The following is an 18534-nucleotide window of genomic DNA, read 5'->3' as shown; positions in this document are numbered from 1 at the left end:
GGAGCATTTCAAGGTCCTTCCGGCCCCGGCGTGGGCGGAGAAACGATGACTTGTGGTTATTAAGCGGGTCATCGTTATGCCCATGTTGTCGGGTTTCAGCCAGGCACGCGCCTTGTTTCTCATGAGCGTCGACGCACGCGAGGTACAGTCAACAGCACTTCCTGCGCTTGCAAGCGGGGCTCCACTGCTCGGCTTGGTAGCCTCTTTTCAATCCTCCGGTTCTCGCGCTGCTCGGTTTGTCGATGGATACGGTGGGGATGCACGCATTGGTGCGGCGGTTTTGCGGCTATGGCAGGGTGACTGCTTGAGCGAGTGTGGCCATTCCTTGCCGCTCGGTAGCCAAGCACCGGCTCTTGGCGTGTAGTTGCGTGCAAGGCGTATGCTATTCGCAAGGCTACTTCATCTTGAAAACGGCCTGGGTACTGAGGGCCATTCACTACCACCCACCATCTGTTATCAGGGGGGCGTATGCGCATACTTATCATTGGAGCCACAGGGCTCCTTGGAAAAGAAATTATGGCCTTGTTGTCGGGAAAGCATGACTTGATAGGGGTCAGTCGTAGCTCTCCGGTCTCAGTGGACATCTCCGACAAACAGTCGATTCTCGCGATGTACAAACAGGTGGGCACGGTCGACGCCGTGGTCTGTGTAGGAGGCACCGCGAAATTCGCCCCATTGGACGCTTTGACCGATGATGATTTCGCGTTCAGCGTGGCCAATAAGCTGATGGGGCAGGTCAATCTTGTCCGGTATGGGGTTCCGTACATCTCCCAGGGAGGGTCGGTCACGCTCACCAGTGGCACCCTCGCGCAGCATCCAGTGCTCGGTGGTGCTGCAGTGAGCACAGTGAACGCCGGCATCGAGGCGTTCGGGCGGGCAGCAGCGCTCGAATTGCAAGGCAAGATTCGCGTGAATGTCGTCAGCCCCGGATGGGTGTGGGAGACGCTCGAAGCAATGGGACGCGACCCCGCCAAGGGCGTTCGGGCGGCGGTGGTCGCACAGGTCTACCAGAAATGTATTCTGGAAGACATTTCCGGGCAGGTGGTGTCGGTCACCCACTAAATCGCAGTGTCCGCCCTCCGCTGGCAAAGCGTGGTTGGTACGTAGTCGCCAGCAATTGTCGTCGTGCCGCGGGCGGCCCTCGCGTCGAGGTCATGGTCGTACCATTTGCGCTCTCGCCGACCACGTTCTCTTCATTTGCTCTGACGTTGAAGCGAAGTCGCAGCACGAGCCCGGGTTGTAGGTCCGGTGTACACGCGTCGGGCGTAGGCGGAGGAAATCATGTCCATGCCAAGATTCTCGATGGCACCGCTGGAGCGACGACTCGCAGCTGGGCAGGACTCCGTTCTGCTCAGGGTCACGCTTGCACTGGCGTACCAGCAACAAGGAGAGTTGGCCGCCGCCGTTCCTCATCTGGTAAAAGCCACCGGAGTTAGACCCGCACTATTCGGGTGCCTGGCGAGCCCTCGGTGTTCTATATGCGGACCTCGGCCAAGATGCGAAGGCGCGTGCAGCCTTTCAGAAGGGAATCGAAGCCGCGAGAGTCCATGGTGACAAGCAAGCAGAAAAGGAAATGGTTGTACGTCTTCGACGTTTGGACCGGCAATCAGCGGCTGCTGGCGGTCAGTCAGGGGAGGGCAAGACGTAGTCGTACACGAGAAGTGTCTGCCAGCTAGCCAACCGTTCGGCTTCTCCGACAATCGTTAGCGGGCGTGCAGTCTGAACATTGGAGGCTTGCGCTTGCCTATCCCATAGGACGCTGCCCTTTCTACTTTAGCTCACAGCGCATGCAAAGCGCAGACGTTAGGGCCGCACGCTGGACAGCTGGCGAGGACATGACCTCCAGCGGCACGTCCTCAGTCTCGACGAGCGAGAATCCCCAGCGAGCGAAGTAAGCGGGAGCCACTGTGGAGAAGATATAGGCTTCGTGTGCTTCCGTGCCGCGAGCCCGCATCAATAGTGCTTCAACCAGGCACCCTGCGATGCCTCTGTCTCGGTACGCTGGCTCAACCGCTACTGAGCGGATAAGAACGCTCGAGCCGTGATGTTCTGCTGCCGCACATCCAATAATGCGGTTCTCATATAGCGCAACTTGGAAGTCTTCAACTATTTCGGAAGTGTCCGAGGTGGGGAGGCCGCATTGCTCAAGCAACGCAGCTATGTGATGCCAATCTGAACGAAAGGCCGAACGTAGAACTACATCGGTCAGCATGATGATGTGACTCCTGCGTGCGGCCTCTTCGGCCAGTAAGGCCTGCGGCGCGCATCTAATAATATTGAAGGCAATCATGTTGCCTTCTTCGCATGTCATTCCGGCGGTCATGCCACCGCCGGTAGACCGTTCGCAAAGGCTAACATCGAACAAGGAGCCGGTCTGTAAGCGATTGTGTTTGACGCTCCGTGCGAGGGAGACGAGCGAGCATGACTTGTAAATACAGCTGGCCACATGCAGGGCCAATGAAGATACAAGTGAAAAACATGATAGTTAACCCTGATATTACGGTTCTTTAAATCGCCATTAAATTTAGCGCAATTGGGCCCACCCCACCCGCGCTATCACGCCCGGTGACGCGGGTTCTTTTTTAGGTGCTCGTTGGCGCGGTCAAAGTTCTGACGCAGACCTATACTTTCTACCGATAAGTTTTGATGTGCGGCCCGGCGGTACGCATACCCAATGCCATGGAAATTTATGCATTGCAGCCTGTTTCGGGGGGCGTCGCGCCCAAGTGGCTCAATCCCGGGCTCATAGAGCGAGTCCCGGTCAATGGCAGTCAGGTGACACTGGATGGTATGGAGCTTAGGTTGTGCGGCAGGCGTACTGCAAGCGGGAAAGTTAGAAGTGGGGAGTATCACATCCCGCCAGGAACCCTGGTCGAAGTCTGGCGTGATGCGGATGGATTGTTCGTGTGTGCGCGGGCAGCAGACGTAGACAGCGTCCGGGTGGGGCAATTAGCAAGGGATGCAGCTTTACGGGCTGCTGTGAAGGAGCGGGAGCAGCGTCTTCGCGCACAAGCAGCTGCTTTCAATGCTGACCTTGCAATTCCGCTCAGGTGGGCGCCCGGCGTTACAGAAGATGACCGGGCGCAACAGGATGGAGCGTCTGAGCAAAGCAGCGACAGAGTTATTCACATCCTTCTCCGAGAGAGCATTCATGATGGGCGCCTAGTACGCAAGGCTGGCGATTTGCTATGTAGGCGCTCGGCAGGATTGGGTAGCGGGCGTCGGCAGGTTCCGAGGCCAGTAGAAGGCGCCCAGGTTACCTGCAAGGAATGCCTTGCGTTCGCTAAGCGCTGGCGCTCCGACTAGATGACCCTATTCAATTCGAAATGCATCGACCTCGCGAGGATGGCACGACAGATGACGTTTCCGAGGCGGTCGACGAGCCCCGGCTGTGCGCGAAAAGCTAAGCCAAGAGCGTGGTCTGTATTGAGGATGTCTACAATTTCCGCGTGCTCCGCGCGTCTGGCGTTTGCAACGAGCAGCTCACCGATGGTGGCCGGAACGACAGTGTCCTCAGCAGCGCGGACCACCGTTAAGCGGCCAGGAAATGACGCTATCTGTTCGAAGACAACTGAGCGCCGCCAGCTTTGCGGCGTGCGGAGTATCTTGGTGAAGGCTGGCCCGAAGGGCACCTCGAAAGCGGCTGAATCGTAGGCCGCGCCGACCAGTGTGACCAGTCGCGTGATGCGGTTGCGAGGGGCAGCGGCAAGGCGCACCGCGATTTCGCCACTCATGCTGATGCCGATGACAGCGCGCGGCTCGGCTTCATCAAGGTACTGCAACGCTGCAACAGCCTCACGGTACCGCTTACTGAGGGAGTTGGGTGTTCGTGCCGAGCTCTCTCCGTGCCCGGAGAAATCCACGGCAACCGACCCAATCCCACGCCTCGCTAGATTCTGACGGAGCACAAGCCAGTGGGACCGGTCGCTCGTGCCTGCGCCACCGTGCAGCACGAGGCAACTGGCGCACCCATCCGCCGCAAGCCGGTCGGCGGCCAACACTTCGGCACCGGTGTCAATTGCGAAACGTTTCGGGGCAAACATGGTCCTCATATCCGTCAACAGTTCGGCCGGCAGGATTCTGTTGGCTCGCCTTCCTTTGACCTTGCAAGGATGTCACGCCGGACGTTGACAGTATGCTACCGCCGGGTCGCAGGCGCTATGAGGGAAAGCTTCAGGAGGGCTTAGCGGAAGGTTACCGCCGGTCAAGGTTTACCCGGAATTGCGTTCAAATCAGCCGTAAGGCGCACTGCTGACACCGCAATGTCACAGAGTTTCGCTTCAATGCGCAGTCGATTTTTACGATGACTTGGCCGGGTGGTCACTGGCCCGGGAGTCCCTGGGCCGCAGTTGGCGGCCATATAGGAAGGGCTCCTTCGTCAACGTGCTAGACGAAACGGGGCCGTGCAATTTTGGAGGGACTGATATGCACCAAACACTCGCGGTTTCGGGGACGTCGAACCCATTGTCGCTGCGAAGCGACTCAGTTGAGAATCTGGTTCATTGGACAGCGACACGCATCGAGGCTTTGCGCGAAGAAGCCGCAGCGTTGCGCGCGCAATCGCAGGTGCAGCAGCGTTTAGGCGCAGACAAGGCCGTGTCGCTGGAAGATGCCGTTCACCTGCTGCAGAAAGCCGACATGCTTGATAGGGGCGCTGATGTGCTGGCGCAAACCAGTGCTGAGCTCTGCTAGCGCTCCATGGCGAATGGCGTCTGGCTTTTTACTGACGAGAATTTTTTGAGCTATTTGTCGCGTCATGTCGTCGCCATTGCGCTGTGAGCGAACGCTCGAAGGCACGGAAACGGCTAACGACACATGCGGGAGCAGACGCTAGAGCTCAACTTTCATGATTGCCGCCGTTCGGGCACCGGTATCGGAGAATTCACGAGAAGCCAGCAGTTCGTGAGGTATGGCCGCACGGTCGACTGGCGTGAAGCCGAGACGAGTGAAATAGCCGGCGGCAGTTTCGGTTCGGACGACCAGGGATTCGATACCGCGCAAACGTACGTCGGCCACCAGCGCGGAAACCAGCAGTGCGGCCAGACCTGCACGTCTTGCGCGTTCCGCAACGGCAACCCCTCTTATCAGGCCAACCTTGCCGCCGAGTGCTTCGATACCGGCGCACCCAAGGAGGCCGGTCCTGTCCCGGCTGACATGAAATTGCACTGCTTCACTACGTATTCCGCCAACGGGCAGTGAACACGACCGAAGCAATGCTTCCACATCACGAAGGTCTGCCTTGGTCGCATGACGCGGCCTCATAGGGTTACCTGTAAATCCAATGCTAGATGACGAGCGCTTCGGCGTTCCGACTGTTACCCACAAGCCTAGCGCTGGCCAATTCTAGTCATCGTAGTTGTCATGCCAGCGTCGCCATTCGCGTCGACGCTCGCGTCATTCTCGTTCGCGCCAGCGTTGCTCACGCCACGCACGCTCCCGCCACGCACGATGCCGCCAGTCGTCGTAATAATAGCCAGGGGCAACTACCACCGGCGGTGGTTCGACGAATACCGGGGCCGGCTCGTAGTAGGGCTGTGGCGGGACGACAACCGCTGGCCCGGGAATTCCGATGCCGATATCCACGTCCACGCGTGCCTCAGCTACGTAGGGAGTGAGCCCGATAGCCCCGGTCAGAAGCATAAGTGCTGCAACTTTTCGCATGGCTTGCTCCTTCTCTGGCTATGTGCAGTCTAGGCCGGTCCGGCTCGATGGGGCATCAGTCAAATCGTTCGAGTGTTACTTTCTGTAATGCGATGCAGGGCGCTGGCTGTCCCAGCCTAGAGGGGGCGGGCATGAACGCAGGCGAACATCGTCCGCGCGGCGGATAACGTTCAAAAGGACGAAGAGGGTAGAGGCGGGTCCGGTGACCTCGTGATTCATGTTTGCCAGTTGCAGAACTTACGGATTGTCACGACTCGTGGGTCAACTCGGATGATGACAGTACCGTTTCTTCCGGTAAGCGAGGCGCATTGCCGAGCTGCTAGATATCTCCCAGGAGTTCACGTCATGAAGAAGCTGTTCGCTGCTCTCGCCTCCGCCGCCCTCGTCGGTACCGTCTTCGCGCAGACTGGTGTGCCAGCTTCCGCGACTCAGCCGCAGGGCGAGGCGGCGAAAGACCAGGTAAAGGTCGTCAAGGAGAAGGGCACCACGCAGGAAAAAGCCGATAAGAAGATGAGTGCCGGCGCGCAGGGCGATGTAGGAAAAGCTCAAGCCAGCGCCAACAAGGAGAAGGCTGACGTAAAGGCTGATGCCAGTAAGTCCGCCGCCAAGGGCACCCACCACAAGGCGAGCAAGACGAAGGCCATCCATACGGAGGCTGGTATGGCGAAGGCTGACGCAAAGAATGATTCCGACAAGGCGAAGGCCAAGACGGATGTGGCGAAGCCCGAGGCGCAGCCCGAAGCCGCGAAGGCCGCAGCCAGCGTGGACAAGACGAAGAAGCAATAAGCTGCTCCCATTGGGCGAACCGAGGGGGCGTTGCCAGGGCGAAGGCCGCTGCAACGTAGTCTGAGTGCCGGAGCTTTGCGGAGAGCGCAGGTTAGCTGGGAAAGCCAGCCTGCCCTCTCCGCACTTGTTCAAGATGAGGGAAGCGCCATGAAAGCCTCTCTCGCATTGTTAATTGCCGCATCAGGGCCTGAGCTACAAGCCGCCGATGGCCGCCGCATGCGCCGTTTTGCGGTATTGGCGATAGCGGTGGCCTGTCACCTTACGCGGATGGCTTCGCCGTTCGTTTGTTGTCCCCATTAACCCCGGCTCAGGTCTCGATGCCGGAGCTTCCGCAGGAGAGTACTCCATGGACGTACAGCAACTCGTTTCTGAATTTCTTGCCTCTGAGCACGGCAGCCAGGCTGCACAGGCGCTGACCGCTCAGGGCTTCAGTGCAGACGATACGCAGCAAATGCTCAGCCAGGTCGCGGAGACCGCGCATGCCCATGCTGAGGAGCAGAATGCCGGCCTGATGGGAGAGCATCCTGGCAAGAGTTTTCTCGCGGCATTCGCAGCGGGCCTGGTTCGAGGTGATGGTTTTCTCAAGTCGCTCGTGGAGGGCGGTGAAGGTATCCTGACCGGCCGTGTCGCTGAGTCGCTCGCGGCGAAAATGGGGATTGACCCATCCGCTGCGTCAACAGTCGCTGCGGCAGCGACCCCTTACGTCGTGGCTTTCCTGAAGGAAAAGCTCGGCTGAACATGCAAAAACCAGCCTTGAGCCAAGGCCATCGCTTAATCTCTTGATGGCCACCCCCGCTCGGGGGTTCAAAAGCCCTTCGAGTTTCGAAGGGCTTTTGTCATTGGCTCTTTCCTCAAACTATGTTGGTGGCGGCGCTGTCCCGTGGATGGGTGCCACGAATGACCTGGTGTGGTCTCTAGAGCTTGGCCGCGCTGCCTCCGGGTGTCTTGGTAAGCCGCCATGCTTGATAGGGGCGCTGATGTGCTGGCGCAAACCAGTGCTTAGCTCTGCTAGTGCTCCGTGGCGAATGGCCTCTGGCATTTTTACCGAAGAGAATTGCTTGAGCTATTTGTCGCGTCATGTCTTCGCCATTGCACTGCGAGCGAACGCTCGAAGGCACGGAGACGGCTGGCGATAATTGCGGTTCTCAGCCTGGCCGTATTGGCGTGGCGTCGTGGGAGGGCCAGTCCCTGGCGCTCGTCAAGGGCCCCCACATGCGTTGATGAACGCCCACGTGCAAGCGGACATCCGCAACCAGCGCGAAAGCCACCACGGTGGCTAGCCGACCGACAACGCGGGCCCGCCGGCCTTCGTATGGAACACATGGCTGGTATAGCTATCTAGCGTATTTGCCGCGATTGCCAGAATGATGTCCAGGATGTTTTCTTCGAGATAGCCAGCATGCAAGAAGGTCTTGACCTCATGCTCGCTAGGGCGACCGCGATGTATGAACATGGTTCGTGTAAAGCTAACAAGGGCACGAAGCCGGGCATCAGCGAGAGGTCTGCCGGCACGGATTGCAGCCACTATTTTTCTAAGCGTCTCACTGGCGGTGCAGGCGCTCTCGTCGGACGGCTCGTAGTTGCAGCCGCTGACAACCGCGAGTACGAGAAAGACCACCCGCTGTTCGAGTGGCGTAAGGGTTGAGTCCTGGCTCAACGCGCGGCAGCAATTCTGGTAGGTGGCAAACAGTGCTGGCGCACCGGCCATGGCGGCATTGATGGTCGGGACGGTATCCGTCTCATCGATTCCCTCGCAACGGGTGTCACTATCATTGGCGGGCACGGTTTCCCGGCCGGCAACGCAGAGCGAAATGCCGGCACCAGCGAGCATGTTCTTCATAGCTCAAGTCTTAGTTGGGTGATTGCTGCTTGGTATCTGCTTGCGACGAGTCGGCAACGAACCACTCACAAGGCAAGACGGTCGGCACTCATCCTCGGGACTGCAGGCGGAAACACGCACCAGTAGCCATCATCGTGCCGAAAGAAGAAAAACGCGCGCAACCCCGCTGGTTGCGCGCTCTCGACCCATACGTAGCGTTTCTCGCCCGCATGGGGGCGACTGAATTCACCTACGTGGACCGATGTCGTGGAACCAGGCGCGAGCCATTCTTCGACCTGGCAACGCAGCGAGTGCTCATTCGTGACTTTCATGACCCCCTCCAACATCCCGTTTCTATTTTTGCCGCGTCCATAAGGCCAATCAACGTCATGGCCTAGGGCGAAGATACCCGTGCGAACCGATGCACGGCAATGCGCTTCAGGACACCTGCGCTTCGCGGTCGAATCTTGAGAAAGAACTCTAGGCCATAAATTGCCGAGCTGCATATCGTTTGGTGAAATAGCAACAGACGGAGTGCAGGCAGGGGAGCTCTGCATGCGCCAGTCGGGAATTGAACAGGGGCGCGGTCTTGTTTGCCTGGACTCAAAGATTGGCAGGTGTCAGGATGGGAATTAAAAATAGTTTATATCAGGATTCAGGCTCTCAATATTGGCAGTGGCAGTGGCAGGCAGGAGGCGAGGGATAGCCACGCGGACGTCATGTTCGACATGGCGCGACTAACGCTGCCGGTGATCCCCACTGACTATTACGTTGCACCATACGGGAATAAGTTGATTTGGTTTACACCAGAGGGTGAGTTGGATGTTTTGGAGCCTACGAGTGTGAGCGATGAGGTTTTGGAAGAGGACGGCGTTCTGGATGAAGTCGATATGCGCTTCAGAAATCGAATTTATGCAGCAACTCACGGGGGCGGTCAGCAGAAGCAACCTTCCCAAAGAGGTCGCCTCAAGATGGCAACTCAGAATGTGATTGTGGAACAGGTCGCTGCAATAGGCGAACTTCCAGAAACTATTCCTCGCGACGGAGCGGCTAGAGCGACGCTCCAGCGTGATGTAGAGCGTGAGGTTTTCGATTCAGCGTTAGAGGGAGCAGGTTTGAGTGTTCCTTCGCTATCACCGGAGACCGCGGATGAGATAGCAACGCTTGAGGAACCAAGCCAAATTGGGCGACGGCGTCGCCGAGCAGCGGAAGGAGCGTGGTTCCGTAGTCAGCAAAGCAACGGTTCGGTTTGAGCCGGCGCGACGCGCTCGATGTATCTGGAGGCTGTTGCGGCCTCCAGGTCTTTGAGTTTGTATGCTTGCGGAGCGGCCCGTATTTGCTTGGCTACGACCCCGGATGACCGTCTACCCCTACTGCCGGATGAGGTCTTGACGCTCTTGGTTCGCTCATACTCAGCGGATGCTGCAGCTATTGTGCCTAGTAGGGGAGCTAAAGTAGCCCAAGCGTCGTCGCGCGGAACGGGAACGGCATTGGCGTGATTGCGGCGCGCTTGTTCGACGGCAACCGGAATGTGCTGAGGCCCTATCACCCAAGCTGACAGGGGACACCCTGGAATCGGAAAGCCCTAGCGATCACGCCCGTCCTGCGATAGCACCCACAGCATTGCCCCCACGGCTTCCGCCTGGGATCGCGTGTTGGTCTTGTCGAAAATCGCCCGCAGCTGCGTACGCACAGTGGCGAGCGAAACCCCGGCGCTGGCGGCGTACTCGTCGGGGCTCTTGCCGCAAATCAATGCTTCAGCCACAGCCGCCTCGGCCGCTGACAGCCTGAAGGCCCCCTGCAACTGTCTTGCGGTCACCAGAGGCGCCGTGCCGCGCCGCCTGGCGGTAACGAGGAGGGTTGCATCGCCGAGCGCCGCGCGCGTGACCAGGCCGGGAACACATGCGATATTGAGGAATATCTCTGGCGGCGCTCCCGCTGCGGCCCGCAGCGCCAGGCTTTCGCCCTTGCGGGTCTTTCCTACGCGCGCCATGGCTGCCTGCAGGCCATCGTTCTCGGCCGCCGTGGTTGCTGCCAGGCGTCCATGCTCCAGCTTCAGACAGGCGGTTGCGCGCAGCATCGCTTGCGCACCCTGGTTGGCAAAGACCAGCCGAAAACTCCGGTCCAGCGCGAACACCGCAAGGCCCAGTTGCTCCATCAGTTCATTGCCAAGCGCGGCGTCGCGATGCAGGATCCTGGCGTCCTGCCAGAGGTTGATTGAGCGCTGCAGGTGCCCGACCAGGCTCGCCGCCGCGCCGCGCTCTTCCAGTGTGTAGGGCGGCCTGTCTTTTGCTCGCAGCAAGCCCAGCAGAATGTCGTCACTGCCGGCGCGAGCCAGGCGTACGCCCATCAGATAGCGCAAGCCTGCCGGTAGCTGGTAGTCCTGGAAAAACTCGCTACGTGCGATGTCCTGTTCGGAGAGGCGATCCTGACAGCAGACAAACTGGCCGATGGCCGCGGTTTCAACAAAACTGCGCCGTGGATCCAATGCGCCGTAGTACTGATCGTAGCGCTCGACGATGTCATCCCAATTGACATCGGGCGTGTAGATGGACAGGTGGGGGGCGTTGCGTAGTGCATCCCAACTGAACATATGGAATACATTGGCGCCCAATGTTTCGGCGACCGCTTGAAACACCTCCAGAAAGCCGTCCTCCCGGACGGCGGCCTCATAGAGGTCCCCGATGAGATGATCCCTTGGCAATTTCCCCTCTCCCTAAACCCCAGCAATTCGGCGACTGCTTAATTGCCACAGCGCTGACGGTCTCTGTCGGACCTGACTAGCTTGCATAAGGTATCAGAGGATCCATTCCCCATTCCCCCCCGCTTTGGGGGTATCTGCTGATTTTCATCTAAATGAATGATGCGCGCCGATCCGTGTTTTTCGCAGAATCGGCCCAGGGTGATTTCGATCGCCCACAGGGAACGGATGAGGCAACGAGCTTGCATTCATACAACAGGGGGGAATCAAAGCCATGAAAATCAAATTTCTGATATCCGCTATCGCAGCGGCAGCACTGACCGCCTGCGGAGGCGGGTCCTCGGACACCGAGTCGTCGGCGCCGTCAACGCCTAAGACACCGACCACCACCATCGCGGGCACGGCTGCCGTGGGTGCCGCACTGCCCAATGCCACGGTCCAGGCCAAGTGCGCCAATGGCAGTGGTACGGCCACCACAGCCGCCGACGGGACATTCACCATCAGCATTGCCGACGCCACGCGTCCGTGCGTGCTCAGTGTTGTGACGCCTGACGGCACGACACTGCATTCCGTTGTCGAAGCCGGAACCGGCACGGCTGCCACAGCCAACATCACGCCCCTCACGGAACTGATTACTGCTTCGATCGCCGGTGGCAGCACCCGGGACTTCTTCAGCAGTTTCGACGCGCAGGCACAGGCGAAGCTGACCACGGACGTTGTATCCACCGCGGTGGCATCCCTCAAACTGATCCTGACCGGGACGGTCGATCTGGCTGGCGTAGACCCGCTCAAGGACACGCTGGTCGCTGCGCACGGCAACACGCCAGGGAATGCGCTTGACCAGAAACTCGATACCCTCGGCGCCGCGCTCACGGCTTCGCAAACGTCGCTGTCGGACCTGTCTACTGCAGTGGCGTCCAACAGTGGCTCGGAAGCCGGCATGCAAACCATCCTGCAGCCCGCGTCCGCAACCTGCGCGACGTTCCGCAGCGGCAAGTACCAGAAGGCTGACCTCACCGCCAACAACGTGCAGCGGTTCACCGTCGATGCGGTCAAGCTGACGCGGACGAACGATACGACCGGGGCGGTGGAACAGTTCCAGGCGAACGATACGGAGGCCTGCCGCTTTGGCAACGCCGATGCCAGGCTGCTGGTCTCCAAGTCCGGTATCAGCCTTGAGCGCCGCGCCGGTGCTTCAAGCCTTGTGATCCCTGACCAGACCATTCCGCTGAGCGAAATCGCCGGAGACTGGGTCGCATTGGGCTTCGAACGGCCCGACGGCGGCGGCACGCTCGCGCCGGGACTGATCAAGTTCACCGTGGACAGCGCCGGAAAGTTCGTCAGCGCTGCCGACTGCGGCTTGAGCGCCTGTTCGCCCTGGCCGGCGGGAGACCTTCCGGCTGTGTCGGTCAACGCGGATGGCGGATTCAATCTCAAGGATTCGACGGGATCGGCGCGTGCGTTCGCCTTCAAGGGCGTCGACGGCAGCATCGCAGTCGTGATCGTGCACCAGGGCGGCTTCATGATCGCAAAGCGGCCGACGCCGCGTGCTCTGCCCGCCGTGGGGGCCGTCAGTTCCTACTGGGATGCCGTGATCAATCTCAACGGGGGCACCGATATCTCGGAGTATTCAAACACGGTAACGGCGGTCGACACGGCAGCAAATACCTATACTCGTCAACGTAACGACGGTCGTATCGATTTTTGGCGTAACAACGTGCCGTCGAATGGCCTGCGTTATCGCCCTGCCGCGCCAAATGCTGCTGAGGTGATCGGCATGAATGTGGCAAACACCGGCATGACCGTGGCGATCAGCGTCAATCCGGCCAATAGCTTCTACGATATTTCGATTGACCGGCCGTAAGGCGACTTACCAGCAGTGCCGTCTGGCCCCACGTAGCCCGTGGGGTTTTTTTTATTTTTCCGAAGCGCGAGTCGCCAGCTCTTGCCAGGCGACTTGCCGGCTCTGGGGCCTTGCGCCAGGCCTGCACCGAATCCACATGGCAATCCGCGACATGACCGAAGCGGCTATCCTCATGAACCAGCTTGCTATCGCGACGGCGCGGTTGCACGGACTCGCGCGGTGATACTGGCGACGCGACACGAGGGCGTGTTCGCGTTTTCCCCGTAAAAGAACGTCGCAGGTGGCGCGAGATGCCTCAAGTAGGGTTCGACATCCCGGCTGCCAATGCATATCTTCGATCGTTCCGAGGCCGCGCCGAGAAGAACCTCTCTTGCCGCGTGGTCGGCTTTGTCCAGCCCCACGGCGCGCGAGCGCTGATCGGTCAGATCATCGTCAACCAGCACATATCGCCCTGGCAGCAGGTGGGCGAGCATGAAATCGCTCAGCGCTTCCTGGACCGATATTGACAGACCAAATAATCGCTTTGGCATATTGGAGGGATTGATACCTCCCCAGTCGTAGGTTCCTCCCTCGCGATTGCGGCGGGGATCCACGGTAAATTTTGACGACATGGTGCCAATCGCCATGACATGGATTTCAGCGGCCGACCGAAGCAGGGAATACTGCGCTTCGTGCACGGCCAGCAAGCCCGGCGCGTTGGCATACAGGCCACCGTCGACAAATTGATTATTATTGAATGTGTAGCGTGAAAAATAAGCCGGCGCGGCACTGGTGGCCATCGCGATATCCACGATACGGAACTTATGATCCCGCTTGAAATTGATATGATGCGGCGTCTTGAAGATTTGCGGCCGGCCCGTGGAATAATTGATCGCCGGAATTACCGCCCGGTGCCTGCAAGCCCCCAGCACACGGGCGCCGAACATCTCGCTACCGGAAAGCAGATCCGCCAGGCGCCGCGAGGAAAAGGGAGCCCGCCAGATTCCGGCGAGCGACCAGCGCCGCTTGAAGATCTCCTCCCCGTACTCCGTCAGCAGGGCGACAATGCGGCTCGCAGGCACCTCCAGTGCAAGTGCCAGGGCTATGATTCCGCCGATCGAGGTCCCGGCAATCAGATCGAACCGGGTCGCGATCGGCGCACTGATTTCGTCCTCGAAATCGGCAAGCAGCTTTGCCGTGTACAGTCCACGGAAGCCACCGCCCGAGAGGGCAAGGATCTGAAACCGAGATTGGACGGCCTCGTTCAAGAATTTCCCTCCCCCCAACCGGGCACGAATCCATCGTTTTCCCTTGGATCGGGTGAAAATGCACAGTTCTTTGGACTATCTCAATAATCGTCCCATAGCCGAAGGCCAGACCACGAAGCATCGTGGCAATGGAGAGCGTGGTGAGATGCCAGGCACATCTATACTAGACAATTCCGGAATTTTTTCTCAGCATATTTCATGCGCTCATGTCCTGCGCAAGCCATCGATCTCATACAAAGACTTAAACGACGTTTAATTCTGATTTTCAGAGCAGAGGGGCGCGTTGTGGCCTCGCATTTGCAATGCGGACCAGTGCGTCCGGTCCTGTCCCGGACCGAACCGCCCCCGCATCCGCCGTCCTCCAACAATGCCGCCATCGAAGGCGCGACGCCACGGGGCCACGAGGTGAATACCTGGAACGGGTTGGTGGGGCCGTCCGGCATGCCCAGGGAGGTGGTGGCCAGGCTGGCGGAGGAAGGGCGGAAGATCGTCGCCGATCCGGCGTTCCGCGCGCAACTCGAGCGGGCCGGCATCATGCCGCTTGGGGAGACCCGGGATGCCTTTTCCGCGCGCATCAAGGCCGACCTGGCGAAATGGAAACCGGTCATCGAGGCGGCAGGAATCCACCCCGAGTGAGCGGTCCCCACCTTCCCGGCATAGTCAGATGAATACCGGCGCCGGCCACGTGATAAAATTCGCGTGCGAACTAAATGAAATCCCATACCGGTCCCAGACATGGAGCATCGTCTCGTCTATCTGTTGAACGTCGGCCAGCGCCGACTGCAGCGGTGGTCACAAGCACGCACGACCGCGGGTGGCGTGACGGCAGCGCAGGCCGGACTGCTTTTTTTTCTGGGCACGAACGACGGTGCGCTGATGAGCGAGGCTGCCGCAGCACTGGACCTGGGCGCGCCCGGAATGAGCGGTCTGGCGGACCGGACTGAAAGGGCGGGCCTGATCGAGCGCCGGTCGGACGCATTCGATCGCCGTGTATCCCGCCTGTGGCTGACCGAGGCAGGGCGCTCGGCGCGCCAGCGTTCCAAGACCGGCATGAAGGCATTGAATGCCAGGCTGACCGAAGGATTCACCGCGGCCGAAATCGACGTGGTGGCGCGGTGGCTGACCAGCCTGCAGACCAAGTTTCCGGGTGCCGACGAGGGCGAGGAGTAGCCCGGTCTGCGGCTGGACAGCGAGGCCCAGGCTTACTGCTGGGCGACCTTGCTGAAATCCGGCTTGCGCTTCTCGGCGAAGGCCGAGAAGGCTTCCCTGGCCTCGGCGCTTGCCAGCCGCTTCTCGAAATGGACGCGTTCGCTGTTCATTTGCGAGACCAGTTTCTCCGCGTCGCGCATGAGCTGCTTCATTGCGCTCAGGGAACCGGCGGGCTTGGCGGCGATTTTTTCCGCCATCCGGCGCGCGTCCGCACGCAGTTGATCGTTGGCGCAGACCTTGTTTGCGATGCCCCATGCCAGGGCGGTTTGCGCGTCAAGCGGCTCGCCCAGCGCGAACATCTCGAAGGCCCGGACGTGCCCGATGCGCAGGGGAAGCAGGAAGCTTGAGGCTGCCTCGGGAACCAGGGCGAGGTTGACGAAGGGCGTGATCAGTTGCGCATCCTGCGCGAGCACGACGTAGTCGCAATGCAGCAGCATGGTGGTGCCGACGCCGACGGCCTTGCCGTTGACCGCGGCCACAATCGGTACCGTCGAGTTCGCAAGGATGTCCAGAAAGCGGTGCACCTGGCGTTCGCCGGGGCCTTTTCCCGTCGCGATCGCCGCGAACTCTCCCATATCATTGCCCGCCGTAAAGCTGTCCCCGTCCCCCTGCAGCAGCAGTACCCGGATATTGCTGTCCTGCTGCGCCTGCTCGATGGTGTCGGCGAGTGCGCCGTACATCTCGTTCGTCAACGCGTTCTTCTTGTCCGGCCGGGCAAGCGTAATCGTCATCACGCCGCCGGTCAGGTCGGTACGAATTTCCGGGATCATGGTCGGTCTCCAGGTGGGCTGTGGAATGCCGTGCAGGCATTGGTTTAAGTTCGCATGCGAAGTATATAGATAATTCGCGTGCGAAGTAAATCGCTGGCCAGGATCAGGGCGCTGCCTGGAGAGCGCGAAGTGCGAAGATGGTCACGCCGCGGGGCTTGGCATCATCCGTGCTGCATCAGAGGAACGGCGAAACGTTCGCCATCGCGCGCGTCACGTAGGCCTCCTTTTCGCCCACGGGCGCCACATAGTGAATCGCGCTACGTGCCGCCTCGACACCTTCCAGACGGGCGATGAACCAGGCGGCCAGGTACTGCGACGACAGGCACCCGCCGGCGGTCGCGACATTTCCCCTGGCCACAAACGGTTGATTGAGCACCGCCACGCCTGCCTCCTCGACCCATGGCCTGGTGGTCAGGTCAGTACAGGCCGGAACGTCGTCCAGCAAGCCCAGCCTGGCGAGGATGAGCGCGCCCGAGCACTGCGCGCCCAACAACTGGCGCGTCGGGTCGAACCGGAGTTGCGACATCAGCGCGGCATCGGCAACGACGTCCCGGGTTCGGGTCCCGCTGCCCACCAGCACGGCGTCCGCGTCGCATGCGTCCTCCAGCGACGCCTGCGCCTCGATCACCACACCGTTCATCGAACGCACCCTGGCCGCCGGACTGGCGATCGAAACCCGCCAGCCGGGCCGCTTGACGCGGTTGAGGATGCCGAGCGCGATCAGCGAGTCGAGTTCGTTGAAACCTTCGAAGGTCAGGATGGCGATGTGCATGGGGGGCCTCGTGCGAGTGGGGACGTTGTGTTTCGCCATCGTAGAGCCGAGAATCAATACATTCAAATAATTGTCATGGATACGCTCAGGATGCCGCAGCCCCGCTACAAGCAACTGGTCGACCGTCTGGCGGACGATATCCGTGCACGGCGTCTGCGTCCCGGAACGCGACTGCCCACGCACCGCGAACTCGCGGCGCGCGAAGGGCTGGCGTTGGTCACGGCCACGCGCGTCTACGCGGAGCTGCAGGCGATGGGACTGGTGAGCGGAGAAACCGGCCGCGGCACCTTCGTCAAAGAGGCGCTCCCTCGCGGTCAGGGCATTGACCTGCATGCCTGGAGCGCTGACACGGTGGACCTGAGTTTCAACAATCCCTCGGTGCCGGATCAGGCAGAGCTCTTCCGGGCGGCGCTGCGCCAGCTCGCAGCCGCAGGCGACCTGGAGGCCCTGCTTCGATATCAGCCCCACGCCGGGCGCGAGCACGAGCGCGCGACGGTGGCGCGCCACCTGGGCAGCCGAGGCTTGCCGGCATCGGCTGAAACTGTGTTGCTCGTGAGCGGTGCGCAGCACGGGCTGACGACTGTCACCACGGCCTTGCTTGAACCCGGCGACGTGGTGGCCGTGGATGCCCTGACGTACCCGGGATTCAAACTCGCCGCCGAAGCCAGCCGGCTGGAACTCGCCCCGATTCCGGCTGCCGGGCATGGCCCGGACCTGGACGCGCTGGCGGCGCTGTGCCGCCGAAGACGCGTGCGCGCCGTGTATGCGATGCCCACGCTCCACAACCCGCTCGGCTGGGTGATGAGCGCAACGCGACGTCGGGAGCTGGTCGCCATCGCTCGCAAGCATGGCCTGATGATGATTGAGGACGCGGCCTACGCGTTCCTGGTGGACGGCGCCCCGCCTCCTTTGGCATCGCTTGCTCCGGAGACGACGGTTTATGTGTCGAGCTTGTCGAAGAGTGTCGCGACAGGGCTGCGCGTCGGCTTCGTCTGTGCCCCGCGCGAATGGGTGCCAAGGCTCGAACGGGCCATCCGTGCAACGACCTGGAATACCCCGGCGACGATGACGGCGATCGCCTGCGGCTGGATCGAGGACGGCACCGTGGCCCGGCTGGAAGCCGACAAGCGGCGGGATGCCATGCTGCGCCAGGGCGTTGCCGCGGAAGTCCTGGGCGGGCTGAAGCGGATCAGCCATCCCGCGTCGTACTTCGTCTGGCTTCCTCTGCCACCCGAGGTGCGGGCAGACGCGATCGCGATGGCGCTGATGCGCGAGCGCATCTCCGTGTCGACGGCCCACCCGTTCGCGACGTCAGCGCAGGTGCCGCATGCCATCCGACTGGCACTCGGCTCCGTCAGCCTTTCCACGCTGAAGCGGTCTCTGGAAACGGTGGCCGGTGTGATTGCCGATCAGGCTTACTGATGGCGTGATCCCGCTCACGCAATTGGGCCTCATCAAGATCGTCTGAGGCTGACTGCCGGGTGTCGCCCATCATCACTGGCGGAGCCCGGCCGGCCTGCCACCGTTTGCGGACGTTCCTGTTGGACGTCCTGGTTTGCGGGCTCGATAGCGGCGCTAAGACCCACCCCTTTCAAGGTGATCAAACGACACGTCCAGCCTTGATGACACGGGCGGTAGATACATGCCGTCGTGCCACGCATCCGGCAACATAGCCCTTCTTCTTGGGCGCCTTCGGTCCCCGAGC

General features: G+C 60.7%; 19 protein-coding genes. 9 read left to right on the top strand and 10 right to left on the bottom strand.

The window, feature by feature from the left end; translation table 11 throughout:
* The first annotated feature begins 468 nt into the window (after window positions 1–468).
* A complete protein-coding gene (locus DN412_RS39265; protein ID WP_115216458.1) occupies window positions 469–1062 on the top strand; it encodes a short chain dehydrogenase in 594 nt (197 codons plus the stop codon).
* Between the two features lie 706 nt (window positions 1063–1768).
* On the opposite strand, the gene DN412_RS39255 is transcribed toward DN412_RS39265, so the two are convergent.
* Both DN412_RS39255 and DN412_RS39250 read right to left on the bottom strand, forming a co-directional pair.
* Window positions 1769–2323: a GNAT family N-acetyltransferase gene (locus tag DN412_RS39255; protein ID WP_244223042.1), complete on the bottom strand. Its 555-nt coding sequence runs from the start codon at window positions 2321–2323 to the stop codon at window positions 1769–1771.
* A 979-nt stretch (window positions 2324–3302) separates the two neighbouring features.
* The gene (locus tag DN412_RS39250; RefSeq protein ID WP_244223041.1) at window positions 3303–4043 is read right to left on the bottom strand and encodes an alpha/beta fold hydrolase; all 741 of its coding nucleotides are present in this window, start codon (window positions 4041–4043) and stop codon (window positions 3303–3305) included.
* Between the two features lie 382 nt (window positions 4044–4425).
* Here DN412_RS39250 and DN412_RS39245 point away from each other — a divergent pair, with 382 nt between their 5' ends.
* Entirely contained in the window at window positions 4426–4692 is a 267-nt protein-coding gene (locus DN412_RS39245; protein ID WP_115216457.1) for a hypothetical protein, read from the top strand.
* A 138-nt stretch (window positions 4693–4830) separates the two neighbouring features.
* Here the strand turns inward: DN412_RS39245 and DN412_RS39240 are convergent, their stop codons facing one another.
* Together DN412_RS39240 and DN412_RS45190 are read right to left on the bottom strand one after the other, a co-directional pair.
* Window positions 4831–5262, bottom strand: coding sequence for a GNAT family N-acetyltransferase (locus DN412_RS39240; RefSeq protein ID WP_115216456.1), 432 nt, complete (start codon window positions 5260–5262; stop codon window positions 4831–4833).
* Window positions 5263–5394: 132 nt separating this feature from the next.
* The gene (locus tag DN412_RS45190) at window positions 5395–5661 is read right to left on the bottom strand and encodes a hypothetical protein (RefSeq protein ID WP_115216455.1); all 267 of its coding nucleotides are present in this window, start codon (window positions 5659–5661) and stop codon (window positions 5395–5397) included.
* A 345-nt stretch (window positions 5662–6006) separates the two neighbouring features.
* On the opposite strand from DN412_RS45190, the gene DN412_RS39230 reads away from it, so the two are divergent.
* Together DN412_RS39230 and DN412_RS39225 are read left to right on the top strand one after the other, a co-directional pair.
* A complete protein-coding gene (locus DN412_RS39230) occupies window positions 6007–6447 on the top strand; it encodes a hypothetical protein (protein ID WP_115216454.1) in 441 nt (146 codons plus the stop codon).
* Between the two features lie 346 nt (window positions 6448–6793).
* Window positions 6794–7183, top strand: a complete 390-nt coding sequence (locus tag DN412_RS39225) for a hypothetical protein (RefSeq protein ID WP_115216453.1) — start codon at window positions 6794–6796, stop codon at window positions 7181–7183.
* A gap of 540 nt (window positions 7184–7723) precedes the next feature.
* On the opposite strand, the gene DN412_RS39220 is transcribed toward DN412_RS39225, so the two are convergent.
* Together DN412_RS39220 and DN412_RS39215 are read right to left on the bottom strand one after the other, a co-directional pair.
* Window positions 7724–8287, bottom strand: a complete 564-nt coding sequence (locus DN412_RS39220) for a carboxymuconolactone decarboxylase family protein (RefSeq protein WP_115216452.1) — start codon at window positions 8285–8287, stop codon at window positions 7724–7726.
* Between the two features lie 65 nt (window positions 8288–8352).
* On the bottom strand, window positions 8353–8598 hold the full coding sequence (locus DN412_RS39215; protein WP_115216460.1) for a hypothetical protein: 246 nt from the start codon (window positions 8596–8598) through the stop codon (window positions 8353–8355).
* 387 nt (window positions 8599–8985) lie between these two features.
* Between DN412_RS39215 and DN412_RS43220 the strand changes: the two genes are divergently transcribed.
* Window positions 8986–9519 (top strand): hypothetical protein, encoded by a 534-nt coding sequence (locus DN412_RS43220; protein ID WP_133303160.1) that lies wholly within the window; start codon window positions 8986–8988, stop codon window positions 9517–9519.
* 332 nt (window positions 9520–9851) lie between these two features.
* Here DN412_RS43220 and DN412_RS39210 read toward each other — a convergent pair whose 3' ends face one another.
* On the bottom strand, window positions 9852–10970 hold the full coding sequence (locus DN412_RS39210; RefSeq protein ID WP_115216451.1) for a helix-turn-helix transcriptional regulator: 1119 nt from the start codon (window positions 10968–10970) through the stop codon (window positions 9852–9854).
* Between the two features lie 271 nt (window positions 10971–11241).
* Here DN412_RS39210 and DN412_RS39205 point away from each other — a divergent pair, with 271 nt between their 5' ends.
* Complete coding sequence (locus DN412_RS39205) at window positions 11242–12831, top strand: hypothetical protein (protein ID WP_115216450.1); 1590 nt, start codon at window positions 11242–11244, stop codon at window positions 12829–12831.
* 185 nt (window positions 12832–13016) lie between these two features.
* Here the strand turns inward: DN412_RS39205 and DN412_RS39200 are convergent, their stop codons facing one another.
* A complete protein-coding gene (locus DN412_RS39200) occupies window positions 13017–14078 on the bottom strand; it encodes a CBASS cGAMP-activated phospholipase (RefSeq protein WP_115216459.1) in 1062 nt (353 codons plus the stop codon).
* Window positions 14079–14390: 312 nt separating this feature from the next.
* On the opposite strand from DN412_RS39200, the gene DN412_RS39195 reads away from it, so the two are divergent.
* Entirely contained in the window at window positions 14391–14714 is a 324-nt protein-coding gene (locus DN412_RS39195) for a tripartite tricarboxylate transporter substrate-binding protein (protein WP_244223040.1), read from the top strand.
* A gap of 99 nt (window positions 14715–14813) precedes the next feature.
* The gene (locus DN412_RS39190; protein ID WP_115216448.1) at window positions 14814–15248 is read left to right on the top strand and encodes a MarR family winged helix-turn-helix transcriptional regulator; all 435 of its coding nucleotides are present in this window, start codon (window positions 14814–14816) and stop codon (window positions 15246–15248) included.
* Window positions 15249–15280: 32 nt separating this feature from the next.
* On the opposite strand, the gene DN412_RS39185 is transcribed toward DN412_RS39190, so the two are convergent.
* Both DN412_RS39185 and DN412_RS39180 read right to left on the bottom strand, forming a co-directional pair.
* A complete protein-coding gene (locus DN412_RS39185; RefSeq protein ID WP_115216447.1) occupies window positions 15281–16057 on the bottom strand; it encodes an enoyl-CoA hydratase in 777 nt (258 codons plus the stop codon).
* Between the two features lie 175 nt (window positions 16058–16232).
* Window positions 16233–16829 carry a DJ-1/PfpI family protein gene (locus DN412_RS39180; protein WP_115216446.1) on the bottom strand — a complete coding sequence of 199 codons (597 nt, stop codon included), beginning with the start codon at window positions 16827–16829 and terminating at the stop codon, window positions 16233–16235.
* Between the two features lie 90 nt (window positions 16830–16919).
* Here DN412_RS39180 and DN412_RS39175 point away from each other — a divergent pair, with 90 nt between their 5' ends.
* The gene (locus tag DN412_RS39175) at window positions 16920–18251 is read left to right on the top strand and encodes an aminotransferase-like domain-containing protein (RefSeq protein WP_115216445.1); all 1332 of its coding nucleotides are present in this window, start codon (window positions 16920–16922) and stop codon (window positions 18249–18251) included.
* Window positions 18252–18534: the final 283 nt, after the last annotated feature.

Origin of the sequence: Cupriavidus lacunae (assembly GCF_003353055.1) — a bacterium.
In the GTDB taxonomy this organism is placed as follows: domain Bacteria; phylum Pseudomonadota; class Gammaproteobacteria; order Burkholderiales; family Burkholderiaceae; genus Cupriavidus; species Cupriavidus lacunae.
Note: the sequence above shows the minus strand (reverse complement) of the source record. Positions and strands in the feature narration are given on the sequence as shown.